Genomic DNA, 14,165 nt, shown 5'->3' with positions numbered 1-14,165 from the left:
CCCCCCGCCGCCCCCCCCCCGCCGGCGCCGCGCGCGCCGGCGGCGCCCCCCCCCGCCAACCGCGTCCGTTCGGGTCCTACCTTCAGGCGGCCTTCGCCTTCGTGGCGTACATGTCCACGTACTCCTGTCCCGACAGCCGCATGACCTCGGCCATCACGGAGTCGGTGACGGCCCGCAGCACATAGCGGTCCCGGTCCATCCCCTCGTACCGGGAGAACTCCATGGCCTCGCCGAACCGGACGGTCACCCGGCCGGGCCGCGGAATGCCCCGGCCGCCCGGCTGGAGCTTGTCCGTGCCGATCATCGCGAAGGGAACCACCGGCGCGCCGGTCATCAGCGTCAGCCGCGCGATACCGGTACGGCCCCGGTAGAGCCGGCCGTCGGGCGAGCGCGTGCCCTCGGGGTAGATGCCGAAGACCTTGCCCTCCTCCAGGACACGCCGGCCGGTCATCAGCGCGGCCACACCACCGTTCGCGCCGTCCCGGTCCACCGGGATCATGCCGACGCCGGTGAAGAACCACGCCATCAGCCGGCCCTTGAAGCCCTTGCCGGTGACGTACTCGTCCTTGCCGATGAAGTACACCGGCCGCTTGGTGACCACCGGCAGCACGATCGAGTCGATGAAGGTGAGGTGGTTGCCGGCCAGGATGACCGGGCCGTCCCCTGGGATGTTCTCCGCACCCTCCACCTGTGGGCGGAACATCAGGCGCATGATCGGTCCGAGCACTGCCTTGATGAGCGCGAAGCGGGACAACGGGTCCTCCGGTGCCGAGGGTGCGATATGAGTCTGTGCAGGTGAGGACATTACTCGCGGGCCGGTGGGTAGCGCACATCGGATGTGGCCGGTTCACCGAGGTCTTACGAACAGTTGACGCTGGTTTACCTGCGGTGGCGTCCCGGAAACGGTCCGTCGCACCGGAGTGCCCGATGTGACGGAGATCGCCCGGGCGGCGGCCGCCGGGGCGACGGGCCGTCATCTCCCGCCGTCCACCGGCCACCCGGCGTCAGTCGTGTGTTCGACGCCGGGTCTCCCGTCCGTCATGTGGACACCCCTACGATCGCCCGGCAGTGAAGAGCAGCGGAGCGGACGGCAGGAGGCGCTCATGGACGGCGACCGGGCGGACGAGCGGACACACGGGACGGGACGGCGGGCGCTGCTCGGCGCCGCGGTGCTGGGCGCGGGCGGAGCGGTCCTCGGACTGCCGGGCGCGGCCCAGGCGGCGGGGGCCCAGGCGGCAGGCCGCCGCACGGGCCGCGGGCTGAAGGGCCTGCCGGTGCCGACGATCATCGGCCACCGCGGAGCCAGCGGCTACCGGCCCGAGCACACCTTCGGCTCCTACAACCTGGCCCTGGACCTGGGCGCGGACGTCGTCGAGGCCGGTGACCTGGTGCCCACCAAGGACGGCCATCTGGTCTGCCGTCACGAACCGGAGATCGGCGGCACCACGGACGTCGCCGAGCACCCCGAGTTCGCCGGCCGCAAGACCACCAAGGTGATCGACGGCACCACGGTGACCGGCTGGTTCACCGAGGACTTCACGCTCGCGGAGCTGAAGACGCTGCGCGCCGTCGAGCGCATCCCCGCCAACCGGCCGCACAACACCCTCTACAACGGGCGCTGGGAGATCCCCACGTTCGAAGAGGTGCTGAAGTGGCAGGACGAGCAGACCCGCAGGCGCGGCAAGCAGGTCTGGATCTACCCCGAGACCAAGCACCCGACCTACTTCCGCAAACTGGGCCTCGGCCTGGAGGAGCGGGTGGCGAAGCTGCTGCGCCGATACGGCAAGGACGGCCGGAACGCGCCGGTCATCCTCCAGTCCTTCGAGCCCGGCAGCATCCAGAGGCTCAACCAGCTGGTCGACAACCCGCTCGTGGTGCTGCTGTCCTCCGCCGACAGCCGCCCCTACGACTTCGTCGAGGCGGGTGATCCGCGCACGGTCGCCGACCTGATCACCCCCAAGGGGCTGCGGGAGATCGCCGGTTACGCGCAGGGCATCGGCCCCACGCTGGACCTGGTCGTGCCCAAGAACACGGACGGCACCCTGGGCGAGCCCACCACCCTGGTCTCCGACGCGCACAAGGTGGGCCTGGTGCTGCACCCCTGGACCCTGCGCAACGAGAACCCCTTCCTGCCGGCCGAGTACCGCAAGGGCAGCGCGGCCGACGGCTACGGCGACCCCTTCGGCGCCTTCCGGACGTACTTCGCGACCGGCATCGACGGCGTCTTCACCGACAACGCCGACACCGGCGTCCTGGCCCGCGCCGACTTCCTGGCGGGCTGAGCCCGCCCGGGCCCTTCGTCAACGGTTCGACCCGTCGCGCCTCGTTCGGAGTGACTCCGCGCCGCCCCGGAAACCCGTCCCCGGGGCGGCGCGTCGTTCCGCATATGACGCCCGACCTGGTAGCCACACTCCATCCCCTGCTCACCGCCGAGGCCTCGGCCGAGGCATATGCGGCCGGGAGCGAGCCGGGCGACCTGGAACAGGCGGTGTGGCTCCGGCTGCTGGAGCGGCTCCAGACGCACGGGCCACCGCTCGATCCGCAGGGCTGGCTGCGCAGGGCCGTCCGGGCCGAGGTGCGCCGCAGCCGCCGTACCGCCCGACTCGAACGGCCGTACGGCACCGAGCCGGCCGACGACGCGCTGCCCGGGCCCGAACAGGCCGTGCTCACGGCCGCCGGGCACCGGGCGCTGCGGGACACCGTGCGCCGGCTGCCCGGCCGCTGCCCCCGCCTCCTGGAGGCCCTGCTCTCCCCACGGGACCTGACATACCGGGAGATCGCACGGGAGTTGGGTATCTCACAGGGGAGTCTCGGTCCGGAACGCTCCAGATGTCTGGCATGTCTGCGCCGATTGCTCACACCGGAGGTTGCGGCCCGCGAACTGCGGGGATAGGAGTGGGGGACGACAGGTGATCAGGTGAGCGGGAGGCATGCGCACATGGGCATGAGCGTGACCATCTCGGAGGCGACCGAGCAGGACGCGGAGCAGATCTTCAAGCTCCAGTACCTGTGCTTCCAGGGCGAGGCGGCGCTGTACGGCAACTACCGCATCGACCCCCTCGTCCAAACCCTCGACTCGGTCCGCCAGGAGGTCGCCAGCGACTGCGTCTTCGTCGCCCGGCTCGGCGACGAGGTGGTCGGCTCGGTGCGCGGCAAGGTCAACGAGGACGGCACGGCCGCGATCGGCAGGCTCTGCGTCCACCCCCGCCTCCAGGGGCACGGCATCGGCGCCCGGCTGCTGCGCGCGGCCGAGGGCGCGCTGGCCCAGGAGCGCGGCGCCACCCGCTTCCGCCTCTTCACCGGCCACCGCAGCGAGGGCAACCTGCGCCTGTACCGCCGCGTCGGTTACGAGGCCGTCGGCCGCTCGAAGGGCACCGACGGGGTCGAGATGATCATCCTGGAGAAGCAGGCGGGAGCGTACGCGGCCACGGCGTGACGCCGGGCGGGGGCGCGGGGCGCGAGCCTCAGGCGCCCCGCTCCTTCCGCGCCCTGCGCAGCCAGTACATCGCGGACAGCGGCAGCAGCACCGGGATGAAGACGTATCCCATGCCGTAGTCGGACCAGACCGTCGCGTCCGGGAACGCCGACCGGTCGACCAGCGTCCACGTGCCCACGATCAGCACGCCCGCCAGCTCGACGGCACAGCACACCAGCGCCGCCCGCCGCGCCGTCTCCCCGCCCCGGACCAGCGTGTACGTGATGAACCCGTACACCACACCGGCCACCGCCGACAGCGAGTAGGCGAGCGGTGCCCGCTGGAAGTCCGTGCTGATCTGGTACGCCGAACGCGACACCGCGCCGACCACCATCACGCCGTAGAACCACACCAGCAGCATGCCCGGCCCGCTGATCAGCCGGGTCGGCTTCTCCTCCACCGCCGTCATCTCAGCCTCCCCAGATGTCGTAGAGCCGTACTTCGAGAACGGCCAGCACCACGCCGCCCGCAGCGACCGTCACCGAACCCCAGCGGGTGCGCTCGGCCAGTGACATGAAACCCGCCGCCGGAACGCACGCGAACGCGCCCAGCAGATACGCCACGAAGATCGTCGTGCCCTGCTCCGGCTTCTCGCCCCGCGCCAGCAGCACGATCCCGGCCACCAGCTGGATCAGGGCCAGCAGCGACACCACGGCCATGCCGATGAAGTGCCAGTCCTTGGTCGGCTGGTCGCGGTGGGCGGCCCAGCCGCACCAGGCGGCGAGCAGCAGCGCGGCGACCCCGGTCACCAGCGTCAGGACAGTGAGCATGCGGTGACCCTATTACGGCCGAAACGGACGCCCGCCGCCGGCCCCGCCGTACGCGGCCGCCGTGGCGTTGGCCACAGCCCCTCGTGCGGAGGGGCGGGAGGCGATCCGGCGGTGGCGGAGCCGTGGGCTCTGTCCGCGCTGGTCACCAGAGGGGGAGCAGGGCTCGTGGGCCGCGGCCGACTTCTCGGCCTGCGGTGTCCGCCGCTGTCCACTATGCGGACAGTTCCGACCGGTCAGCAGTGTCCGTCTGGTTTACTGATCGCATGACCACGACGAGCTGCCGCACCCTTGCGACCGAGGCGACCACGACGCCCGGTGCTCGTTGTATGTGTCGCGTGATGCGCCGAATGTGCGCCTTCTAGAGGGCCCCCGCATCACCTGAGCCTCGCGCCCCGAAGCGAGAGCCGCGGCAACTCCGTGCGCCACGAGCCGTACCGGACGCACATCTTCCGCTGTGCCGCCTCCATGCCAGAACCGCATGCATCCGTGCCCGGGCACACCCACGCCCGCGCACTCGACAGTGACGGAAATCCAGTGATCACCACATCGGGCCTGACCAAGGTCTACCGCTCCCGCGGCCGCGAGGTCACCGCCCTCGACGGCGTCGATCTCCACGTCCGCGAAGGCGAGGTCTACGGCGTCATCGGCCAGTCCGGCGCCGGCAAGTCCTCCCTCATCCGCTGCGTCAACCTGCTGGAGCGCCCCACCTCCGGCACCGTGACCGTCGACGGGCAGGACCTCACCGCCCTCGCCGGACGCGGCCCGCGCGCGGGCCGGGAACTGCGCCGGGCGCGCAACCGGATCGGCATGGTCTTCCAGCACTTCAACCTGCTGTCCTCGCGGACCGTGCAGGACAACGTCGAACTGCCGCTGGAGATCCTCGGCGTGTCCGGCAAGGAGCGCTCCCGCAAGGCGCTGGACCTGCTCGACCTGGTCGGTCTCGCCGACAAGGCGCGGGCCTACCCGGCCCAGCTCTCCGGCGGCCAGAAGCAGCGCGTCGGCATCGCCCGCGCCCTCGCCGGCGACCCCAAGGTGCTCCTCTCCGACGAGGCCACCAGCGCCCTCGACCCGGACACCACCCGCTCCATCCTCCAGCTGCTGCGCGACCTGAACCAACAGCTGGGCCTCACCGTCCTGCTCATCACCCACGAGATGGACGTGGTGAAGTCGGTCTGCGACTCCGCCGCCCTGATGGAGCGGGGCCGGATCGTGGAGTCCGGCACCGTCAGCGAGCTGCTGGCCACCCCCGGCTCCGAGCTGGCCGCCGCCCTGTTCCCGGTGAGCGGCGAGCGGACCGGCGCCGACCGGACCGTCCTCGACGTGACCTTCCACGGCGAGGCCGCCACCCAGCCGGTCATCTCCCAGCTCTCGCGCACCTACAACATCGACATCTCGATCCTCGGCGCCGCCATCGACACCGTCGGCGGCCTCCAGATCGGCCGGATGCGCCTCGAACTCCCCGGCCGCTACGAGGAGAACGTGGTGCCCATCGGCTTCCTGCGCGAGCAGGGACTCCAGATCGACGTGGTGGGCCAGGAGGCCGTACTGGTGAAGGAAGGTGCCAAGTGACCTGGTCCGAGATGCAGCCGCTGCTCTCCGAGGCGTGTTCCGAGACGTTCCAGATGGTGCTCTGGTCCACGCTGATCGCCGTCGCCGCCGGGCTCCCGCTCGGCCTCCTCCTCGTCCTCACCGACCGCGGCGGCCTGCTCCAGAACATCGTCGCCAACAAGGTGATCGGCCAGATCGTGAACGTCGGCCGGTCCATGCCCTTCATCATCCTGATGGTCGCGCTGATGACCTTCACCCGCTGGGTCACCGGGACCACCATCGGCACGACCGCCGCGATCGTGCCGCTCGCCATCGGCGGCATCCCGTTCTTCGCCCGCCTGGTCGAGACGGCCGTCCGCGAAGTGGACCACGGGCTGGTCGAGGCCGTGCAGTCCATGGGCGGCAACACCTGGACGATCGTCCGCAAGGTGCTCGTCCCCGAGGCGCTGCCCTCGCTGATCGCCTCCACCACCACCACGGTCATCGCCCTCATCGGCTACTCCGCCATGGCCGGCACGGTCGGCGGCGGCGGCCTCGGCGACCTCGCCGTCCGCTACGGCTACCAGCGCTTCGAGACCCAGCTGATGTGGATCACCGTCGCGATCCTCGCCGTCGTCATCTCCCTCATCCAGTTCGCCGGCGACCTCGCCGCCCGCTCGCTGCACAGCCGCGGCGGCCGCTCCGGCCCGGCACCCCGGCTCCGCCTGCTCAAGGCCAAGGAGCCGGCGGCGGCCGACGTCGACAAGGCCGCCTGAGCCCCCAGGACTCCCCGTTCACCCGTACACGGGGTCGCACCACCCTTAAGGAAAGGCACTTTTCGTGCGTAACACCGCCAAGCTCACCACCGCCGTCCTCGCCGCCGGAGCCCTCACCTTCGGGCTGACCGCCTGCGGCTCCGGCAAGGACTCCGCCTCCACGGACTACAGCGGCCCGCTGGTCGTCGCCGCCAGCCCGACCCCGCACGCCGAGATCCTGGACTTCGTCAAGAAGAACCTGGCGAAGAAGGCCGGCCTCGACCTCGAGGTCAAGGAGTTCACCGACTACATCACGCCGAACACGGCGACCGAGGACGGCTCGGTGGACGCCAACTACTTCCAGAACCAGCCGTACCTGGACGACTTCAACAGCAAGCGCGGCACCCACATCGTGCCCGTCGTCACGGTGCACCTGGAGCCGCTCGGCCTGTACTCCCACAAGGTCAAGAAGGCCGACGCCCTCAAGAGCGGTGCGACCATCGCCGTCCCCAACGACGCCGTCAACGAGGCCCGCGCGCTGAAGCTGCTCGCGGACAACGGCCTCATCACCCTCAAGGCCGGCGCCGGCAACGAGGCGACCCCGCAGGACATCACCAAGAACCCCAAGAACCTGAAGTTCAAGGAGGTCGAGGCGGCCCAGACCCCGCGCTCCCTGGACGACGTGGACGCCGCGGTCGTCAACGGCAACTACGCCATCTCCGCCGGTCTGAAGCCCGCGAAGGACGCGATCGTCCTGGAGTCCGCGAAGAACAACCCGTACGGCAACTTCCTCGCCGTGAAGAAGGGCAACGAGAAGGACCCGCGGGTCAAGAAGCTCGCCAAGCTCCTCACCTCGCCCGAGGTCAAGAAGTTCATCGAGGACAAGTACCAGGGTTCGGTCATCCCGTCCTTCTGACCGTCCTCCCGGCCGTCCCTCCCGGGTTCGGCTCGCACACCCGCGGGGTCCGCTCCTTCACAGGGAGTGGACCCCGTTGTGCGGTTCAGTGGTTTCATGCTGCATGCTGGGCAGTTCAGCGGGCCCGTCTCGGTCCTGACGGTGCCTCAAGGTTTTTCAGCGAAGGTTACGGAGCGGCGCATGACGAGCACCTTCCCCAACATCTCCATCAGCACGGAGCGGTTGGTGCTGCGGCCCCTCGACGAGGACGACGTGCCCGCCCTGACCGAGATGATGAACGACGAGCAGGTCGGCGCCTGGACCGGCGTACCCCAGCCCTACACCGAGGACCGGGCCCGCCACTGGGTCACCCGGGACGCCCCCGCCGAACGCCTCGCGGGCCGCGGCCTCGACCTCGCCGTCGCCGAGTTCCTCACCCAGCGCCTGGTCGGCGTCGTCCGGCTCGCCCGGACCAACTGGCACGTGCGCTCCACCGAGATGTCGTACGTCATCGCCCCCTGGGCCCGCGGCGAGGGGTACGCCTCCGAGGCCGCGCTCGCCACCGCCCACTGGCTCTTCGGCGACCAGCGCTTCGAGCGCATCGAGCTGCGCACCGCGGCCGACAACACCGCCTCCCAGCAGGTCGCGCAGAAGATCGGCTGCATCAGCGAGGGCGTCCTGCGCAACGCCTGCATAGTCCACGTCCGCGCGGAGGACGGCACCTGGACCGAGGCCCGCTCCGACTACATCGTCTGGAGCCTGCTCCCGGAGGACCTGGAGGGCGCCGACGGGCAGCTCGCCGACACCGGCGGCTTCGCCTCCTACTCCGACTGGAACTGAGCCCCTGCACCGCCCCGGGGTACGCTCAGGGAGCCCGCACCCCTGACGACCTGCGAAGACCTGGAGAGAAACGACGATGGCCGACCGGGTCACGGTGATCGGCTGGGACGGCTCGCCGCTGACCGCCGCGGCACGCTCCGCCCTCGGCGCCGCCACGCTCGTGGCAGGCGCGGCCCACCACCTGGCACTGCCCGAGATCCCGCCCGCCGCCGAGCGCATCCGCCTGGGCAGCCTCACGCTCGCCGCCCGCCGCATCGCCGGCCACCGCGGCACCGCCGTGGTCCTCGCCGACGGCGACCCCGGCTTCTTCGGCGTGGTACGGACCCTGCGCGCCCCCGAGTACGGCCTGGAGGTCGAGGTCGTCCCCGCCGTCTCCGCGGTGGCCGCCGCCTTCGCCCGCGCCGGCATGCCCTGGGACGACGCCCAGGTCGTCGTCGCCCACCCGCGCACCCTGCGCCGGGCCGTGAACGTCTGCCGCGCCCACACCAAGGTCGCCGTCCTCACCGCACCGGGCGCCGGCCCGGCCGAACTCGGCCTGCTGCTGGAGGGCGTGCACCGCACCTTCGTCATCTGCGAGGAACTGGGCACCGAACGCGAGCAGGTGACCGTCGTCACCTCCGAGCGGGCCGCCGACCACAGCTGGCGCGACCCCAACGTCGTCATCGTCATCGGCGGCCCGGCCGGCGCCGCCGACAGCGGCGGCTGGATCGCCGGCCGCGACCCCGGCGCCGGCCCGCGCGGCTGGGTCCAGCCCGACGAGGTGTACGGCCCCGATCCGGGCGAAGGCGAGACCGGACTGCTGCGCGCCGCCCAACTCGCCCGCCTCGGGCCCCGGGTCGGCGACCTCGTCTGGGACATCGGCTGCGGCAGCGGCGCGTTCGCCACCGAGGCCGCGCGCGCCGGAGCCGCCGTCATCGCCGTCGACGGCGACCCGCGCGCCTGCGCCCGCACCGACAGCGCCGCACGCCGCTTCGGCGTCCAGCTCCAGGTGGTGCACGGCAGCGCCCCGCAGGTCCTGGAGAACCTGCCGGAACCGGACGTCGTACGGGTCGGCGGCGGGGGAGCGGCCGTCGTCTCCGCGGTCGCCGACCGGCGCCCGCAGCGCATCGTCACCCACGCGGCCACCCGCGACGCGGCCGAACTCGTCGGCCGCGACCTGACCGAGCACGGCTACCGGGTCGAGTGCGCCCTGCTCCAGTCCGTCGAACTGGACACCCGGGCCTGGACGGAGACCGAGCGGAACGTTGCGTTCCTGCTCAGCGGGGTTCTGCCGGATCGCGCCCCGTGATCCTGTTGTCGTACCGCGCGGGGTAGGCTGGCCGATCGTTGTACCGCACCGGCGGCCCGGAACTTCGTTCGCCAATGTCCGGAACGCACGCCCGTCTTGGGGTGGGTGTGGTACGGCAGAACCCGAGGACGCGCAACGTGGCGCAGTCCACAGCGGGCTGTCGCGGATCATGCTGTCGCGACGGCGGAACGGCCGGGACAATGCCACTGAATGGCTTTGTCGCCTTTTCCGGCGGCTCGTTCGTGCCGCTGGGCACGGACGCTCGTTCTTCACTGCGGGGCGGTCGGTGCGCCGTCCCGGGTGAGCTGGTCGTAGAAGCACTAACCGATGGGCGAGGGGTACGCATGACGGACACCGGCCAGGTCCCGGGCGAGGGGCAGCCGGAGAGCGCAGGCATGGTGGAGCAGCCGGGCGTCCCCGCGCACGGTGCGTACACCTACCTCTCCGAGGCACCCGCCGAGGACGAGGAGCTGCTGCTGCCGGGTGCCCAGGGCGCGTGGGGCAACGAAGTGCCGCCACCGGCCCCGGAACCGGTGCTGGAGGCCCTGCACGAGCCCGGCCCGCACGAGACGGCCGGCCGCGACAGCGGCTCGGTGGACCTCAGCGGTGTCCGGCTGCCGAACCCCAACTCGGGCCCCGCGTCCGTGCCGCCGTCGCCCATCCTCTCGGCGCCGCACGACGCGACGGCCGCCGCGCAGCCGCCGCGCCGCCCGCTGCACCTCGGGCCGCCGATCCCCGACGCCTCCGCCAGCCCGGTCCGCTCCCTCGCCGACCGCGGCCCCGCCGGCGCGCCGGTACGGCAGCCCGGCCCGGCCGGCCCCGAGTACCTCGACGTACAGCCGCAGTCGCTGCATGACATGGCCCCGCAGAGCGCCGCCCCCTGGGGCGCGCCCCCGGCCGCCCCCGCACCGGCGGGCGAGCAGCCGCACGCCACCCCGGCGCAGGCCGAGGCGCAGGTGCCGATGGCCGCGGTGCAGGCCGATGCGCAGGCGCCGGTCGCCCCGGTGCAGGCCGATGTGCAGACCGATGTGCAGGCACAGCCCGACGTGGTGGCGCAGACCGAAGCGCAGCCGCAGGTCGCCGCGGTGGCCCAGGCCGATGCCCAGGCACCGGCTGCCGAAACGGTTGACCCCGCCGCCGTTCCCGCGCCGGAGGCCGCCGCGGATCCGTCCGGTGCCGCCCAGGCCGCCGTCGCCCGCCTCGCGACCCAGGCGGTCGCCCAGCAGCCGGCCCCCGCCCAGCCGGAGTACGGCCACGACGGCGTGCAGCCGGTGCCCGGCCAGGACGCGGAGTACGCCGTACCGGCCGGCCAGGGCCCGGAGGACATGCAGCAGCCCGGCGCGGAAACCGGCCTGCCGGCCGAGGGCGCCCCGGCGATGGCGGGCGGCCCGGACGCCGCGCCGCCCGCCGACGCGTCCGGCCAGGAGACCGGGGCTCCCCAGGAGCAGCAGGCGGCTCCGGTGCAGGATGCGGCGCCCGTGGACGCTGGGGCCGTGCAGGAGGCCGTGGCCGAGGCGGCCGTGGTCCCGGAGACCGTGGCGCAGGAGGCCGTGGTCGCCGACGCGCCGGGCGAGGTGACGCCCGGCCCGGTGGCCGAGGAGGCACCGGCCACGGACGGCGCCGAGGTGCCCGCGCCCGCCCAGCCGGCCGCTGACGCGCAGCTCGCCGACCCCGCGCAGGCACCGGTGCCCGCAGCGGAACCCGTGGCCGCCGAGCCGGTGCCCGGAACGGCGGACGCGGTTGCCGCCGAGGCCGTCGAGGTTGCCACCGAGACCGTCGCCGTTCCCGCCGAGGCCGCTGTGGTTCCCCCGGAGGGCGTCGCGGTCGAGGCCGCCCCCGCGCAGGACGCGCCTGCCCAGGACGCCCCCGCTCAGCTCGTACCGGAAGCGGCCGTGGAACAGCAGACGGCTGCCGAGCCGGCGGTGACCGCCCCGGAGCCGGTCGCGGTGGCCGCTCCCGTCGACGCACCGGTGCAGGTCGCGCCGGAGGCCGGTGCCGAGCAGCCCGTCGCCTCCGAGGACGTGCCGCAGCCCGACCCCGCGGCGGTCCCGGTCCAGCCGCAGGACGCCCCCGCCGTCGAGGCGGAGCCGGTCGCCGTCGCCGTACCGGACGCTCCCGCCGCCGCCCCCGCCCCGGAGGCCGAACTCGCTCCGGAGGCCGAGGTCCTCATGGTCGCGCCCGCGGTGAACGCCGTACCGGAGCAGCCCGCCGCCGACGGCACGGCCGCGGCGGAACCGCACCAGCCGCAGGGCCCCCAGCTGGCCGCCCCCGTCGCCCCGCAGCCCGAGCCGGCGGCCGTGGCCGCCGAGCCCCTCCCCGCGAGCGCACCCGTGGCCGCGCCGGACGGTGTCCCGCCCGCCGCGCAGCCGGAGGCGCTGCCCGTGGAGCCCGCGGCCGAGCAGCCCGCTCCGGCCGCCGCGGGGGCACCGCTGCCCGCCGCGGAGCCGCAGCCGGAGCAGCCGCTCGCCCAGTCCGCGCCCGTGGACGCTCAGCCGGCGGACCCGCAGCCGGTCCCCGCCCAGCCGCAGCCCGGCACAGAGCCCATGCCGGACGCGCAGGAGCAGGCGGGGCAGCCGGAGCCGGTGGCCACCGTCCCCGCGCCGCGCGAGGCCGAGCCGGACGCGCCGGCCGCCGAGCAGGCCCCCGTCGTCGTACAGCAGGCGGAGGACCTCCAGACCCGGGCCGCCGAACAGGAAGAGGGCCCGGCCGACGCGGCGGAGGCACAGCACTCCACCGGTCCGGCCGCGCCGCCCTACGACGACGCCGAGCGCGCGGCCGTCCTGAAGGTCATGCGCGAGCGCCGCGACATCCGCAACGGCTTCCGCAACGACCCGATCCCGCACGAGGTGCTGCTGCGCGTCCTGGAGGCCGCCCACACGGCACCCTCCGTGGGCCACTCGCAGCCCTGGGACTTCGTCGTCATCCGCTCCGCCGACACCCGGCGCACGATGCACGAACTGGCGATGCGGCAGCGGGAGGCGTACGCCAAGTCGCTGCCCAAGGGCCGGGCCAAGCAGTTCAAGGAACTGAAGATCGAGGCCATCCTCGACACCCCGGTCAACATCGTCGTCACCGCCGACCCCACCCGCGGCGGCCGGCACACCCTCGGCCGGTACACCCAGCCGCAGATGGCGCCGTACTCCGCCGCTCTCGCCGTCGAGAACCTCTGGCTCGCGGCCCGCGCCGAAGGCCTCGGCGTCGGCTGGGTCAGCTTCTTCGACGAGCGGGAGATGGTCCGCGCGCTCGGCCTGCCCGAGCACCTGGAGGTCATCGCCTACCTGTGTGTCGGGTACGTCGACGAGTTCCCGGACGAGCCCGAGCTGATGCAGGCCGGCTGGTCCAAGCGACGCCCCCTGTCCTGGGTGGTGCACGAGGAGACGTACGGCCGCCGCGCCCTGCCCGGAGAGGAACCCCACGACCTGCTTGCCGAGACCGTCGCACAGATCCGCCCGCTCGACGCCAAGGCGCTCGGCGAGGCGTGGGAGCGCCAGAAGCGCATGACCAAGCCGGCCGGCGCGCTGGGCATGCTGGAGATCATCTCCGCCCAGCTGTCCGGGCTGTCCCGGCAGTGCCCGCCGCCGATCCCGGAGCCCGCCGCCGTCGCGATCTTCGCCGGTGACCACGGCGTGCACGCCCAGGGCGTCACCCCCTGGCCGCAGGAGGTCACCGCACAGATGGTGGCCAACTTCCTGGGCGGGGGAGCGGTCTGCAACGCCTTCGCCAACCAGGTCGGCGCCGAGGTGTGCGTCGTGGACGTCGGCGTCGCCGCCGACCTGCCCGCCACCCCCGGCCTGCTGCCCCGCAAGATCCGCGGGGGCACGTCCGACATGACCACCGGCCCCGCCATGACCCGCGAGGAGGCCAAGGCGGCCATCGAGGTGGGCATCGAGACCGCCCGCGACCTGGTGGCGGCCGGCAACAGGGCGCTGCTCACCGGTGAGATGGGCATCGCCAACACCACGGCGTCCGCCGCGCTCATCTCCGTCTTCACCGGCGCCGACCCGGCCGAGGTGACCGGCCGCGGCACCGGCATCAACGACGAGACGCTGGCCCGCAAGACCGAGGTCGTGCGGCGCGCCCTGGACCTGCACAAGCCGGACCCGGCCGACCCCATCGGGGTACTCGCGGCCCTCGGCGGCTTCGAGCACGCGGCCATGGTCGGCCTGCTCCTCGGCGGTGCCTCGCTGCGTACGCCGGTGATCCTGGACGGCGTCAGCGCGGGCGCGGCCGCTCTGGTGGCCCGCGCGATCGCCCCCGAGGTCCTCGCGGCCTGCATCGCCGGTCACCGCAGCGCCGAGCCCGGCCATGTGGCCGCCCTCAACAAGCTCGGCCTGCGCCCCCTGGTCGACCTCGACCTCCGCCTCGGCGAGGGCACGGGCGCGCTGCTGGCCCTGCCCCTGGTGCAGAGCGCGGCCCGGGCGATGCACGAGGTGGCGACGTTCGACTCGGCCGGAGTCACCGAGAAGTAGAGGCCACGGGGTCACAACAGGGGTGGGGGGGGGGGGGACCCCCCCGCCCCCCCCCCCCCCCCCCCCCCCCCCCCCCCCCAAAAAAACCCCCCCCCCCCGCGGCCCCGCCCCCGCCCCCCCCCCCCCACCCCCCGCACGCGGCGAGC

General features: G+C 73.3%; 12 protein-coding genes. 9 read left to right on the top strand and 3 right to left on the bottom strand.

Annotated elements, in window-relative coordinates; all coding sequences use genetic code 11:
- Positions 1-82: 82 nt before the first annotated feature.
- Positions 83-712, bottom strand: coding sequence for a lysophospholipid acyltransferase family protein (locus ACFVIU_RS21970; RefSeq protein ID WP_385844582.1), 630 nt, complete (start codon positions 710-712; stop codon positions 83-85).
- Positions 713-1,103: 391 nt separating this feature from the next.
- Between ACFVIU_RS21970 and ACFVIU_RS21965 the strand changes: the two genes are divergently transcribed.
- The 3 genes from ACFVIU_RS21965 to ACFVIU_RS21955 all read left to right on the top strand — a co-directional run bounded on the left by ACFVIU_RS21965 (position 1,104) and on the right by ACFVIU_RS21955 (position 3,436).
- The gene (locus tag ACFVIU_RS21965) at positions 1,104-2,282 is read left to right on the top strand and encodes a glycerophosphodiester phosphodiesterase (protein ID WP_385844445.1); all 1,179 of its coding nucleotides are present in this window, start codon (positions 1,104-1,106) and stop codon (positions 2,280-2,282) included.
- 104 nt (positions 2,283-2,386) lie between these two features.
- Positions 2,387-2,893: an RNA polymerase sigma factor gene (locus tag ACFVIU_RS21960; RefSeq protein WP_385844444.1), complete on the top strand. Its 507-nt coding sequence runs from the start codon at positions 2,387-2,389 to the stop codon at positions 2,891-2,893.
- 45 nt (positions 2,894-2,938) lie between these two features.
- Positions 2,939-3,436, top strand: coding sequence for a GNAT family N-acetyltransferase (locus ACFVIU_RS21955; protein ID WP_385844580.1), 498 nt, complete (start codon positions 2,939-2,941; stop codon positions 3,434-3,436).
- 28 nt (positions 3,437-3,464) lie between these two features.
- Here ACFVIU_RS21955 and ACFVIU_RS21950 read toward each other — a convergent pair whose 3' ends face one another.
- The gene (locus ACFVIU_RS21950; RefSeq protein WP_385844443.1) at positions 3,465-3,884 is read right to left on the bottom strand and encodes a hypothetical protein; all 420 of its coding nucleotides are present in this window, start codon (positions 3,882-3,884) and stop codon (positions 3,465-3,467) included.
- Between the two features lies 1 nt (position 3,885).
- On the bottom strand, positions 3,886-4,245 hold the full coding sequence (locus tag ACFVIU_RS21945) for a hypothetical protein (RefSeq protein ID WP_385844441.1): 360 nt from the start codon (positions 4,243-4,245) through the stop codon (positions 3,886-3,888).
- 534 nt (positions 4,246-4,779) lie between these two features.
- On the opposite strand from ACFVIU_RS21945, the gene ACFVIU_RS21940 reads away from it, so the two are divergent.
- The 6 genes from ACFVIU_RS21940 (at position 4,780) to cobT (ending at position 14,019) form a co-directional block, all read left to right on the top strand.
- The gene (locus ACFVIU_RS21940) at positions 4,780-5,814 is read left to right on the top strand and encodes a methionine ABC transporter ATP-binding protein (protein WP_385844440.1); all 1,035 of its coding nucleotides are present in this window, start codon (positions 4,780-4,782) and stop codon (positions 5,812-5,814) included.
- On the top strand, positions 5,811-6,548 hold the full coding sequence (locus ACFVIU_RS21935) for a methionine ABC transporter permease (protein WP_385844438.1): 738 nt from the start codon (positions 5,811-5,813) through the stop codon (positions 6,546-6,548). Before ACFVIU_RS21940 ends, ACFVIU_RS21935 begins: the two co-directional genes overlap by 4 nt.
- A gap of 64 nt (positions 6,549-6,612) precedes the next feature.
- On the top strand, positions 6,613-7,443 hold the full coding sequence (locus ACFVIU_RS21930; protein WP_385844436.1) for a MetQ/NlpA family ABC transporter substrate-binding protein: 831 nt from the start codon (positions 6,613-6,615) through the stop codon (positions 7,441-7,443).
- A 180-nt stretch (positions 7,444-7,623) separates the two neighbouring features.
- Positions 7,624-8,262 (top strand): GNAT family N-acetyltransferase, encoded by a 639-nt coding sequence (locus ACFVIU_RS21925; protein WP_385844435.1) that lies wholly within the window; start codon positions 7,624-7,626, stop codon positions 8,260-8,262.
- A gap of 76 nt (positions 8,263-8,338) precedes the next feature.
- Positions 8,339-9,550 (top strand): precorrin-6y C5,15-methyltransferase (decarboxylating) subunit CbiE, encoded by a 1,212-nt coding sequence (gene cbiE, locus ACFVIU_RS21920; RefSeq protein WP_385844434.1) that lies wholly within the window; start codon positions 8,339-8,341, stop codon positions 9,548-9,550.
- Between the two features lie 344 nt (positions 9,551-9,894).
- Positions 9,895-14,019: a nicotinate-nucleotide--dimethylbenzimidazole phosphoribosyltransferase gene (gene cobT / locus ACFVIU_RS21915; RefSeq protein WP_385844432.1), complete on the top strand. Its 4,125-nt coding sequence runs from the start codon at positions 9,895-9,897 to the stop codon at positions 14,017-14,019.
- The last annotated feature ends 146 nt before the right edge of the window (positions 14,020-14,165 follow it).

It is taken from the genome of Streptomyces sp. NPDC127190, from assembly GCF_042672505.1.
In the GTDB taxonomy this organism is placed as follows: Bacteria; Actinomycetota; Actinomycetes; order Streptomycetales; family Streptomycetaceae; genus Streptomyces.
The sequence above is the reverse complement of the archived record's forward strand: the minus strand, read 5'-3'. Positions and strand labels throughout refer to the sequence as shown.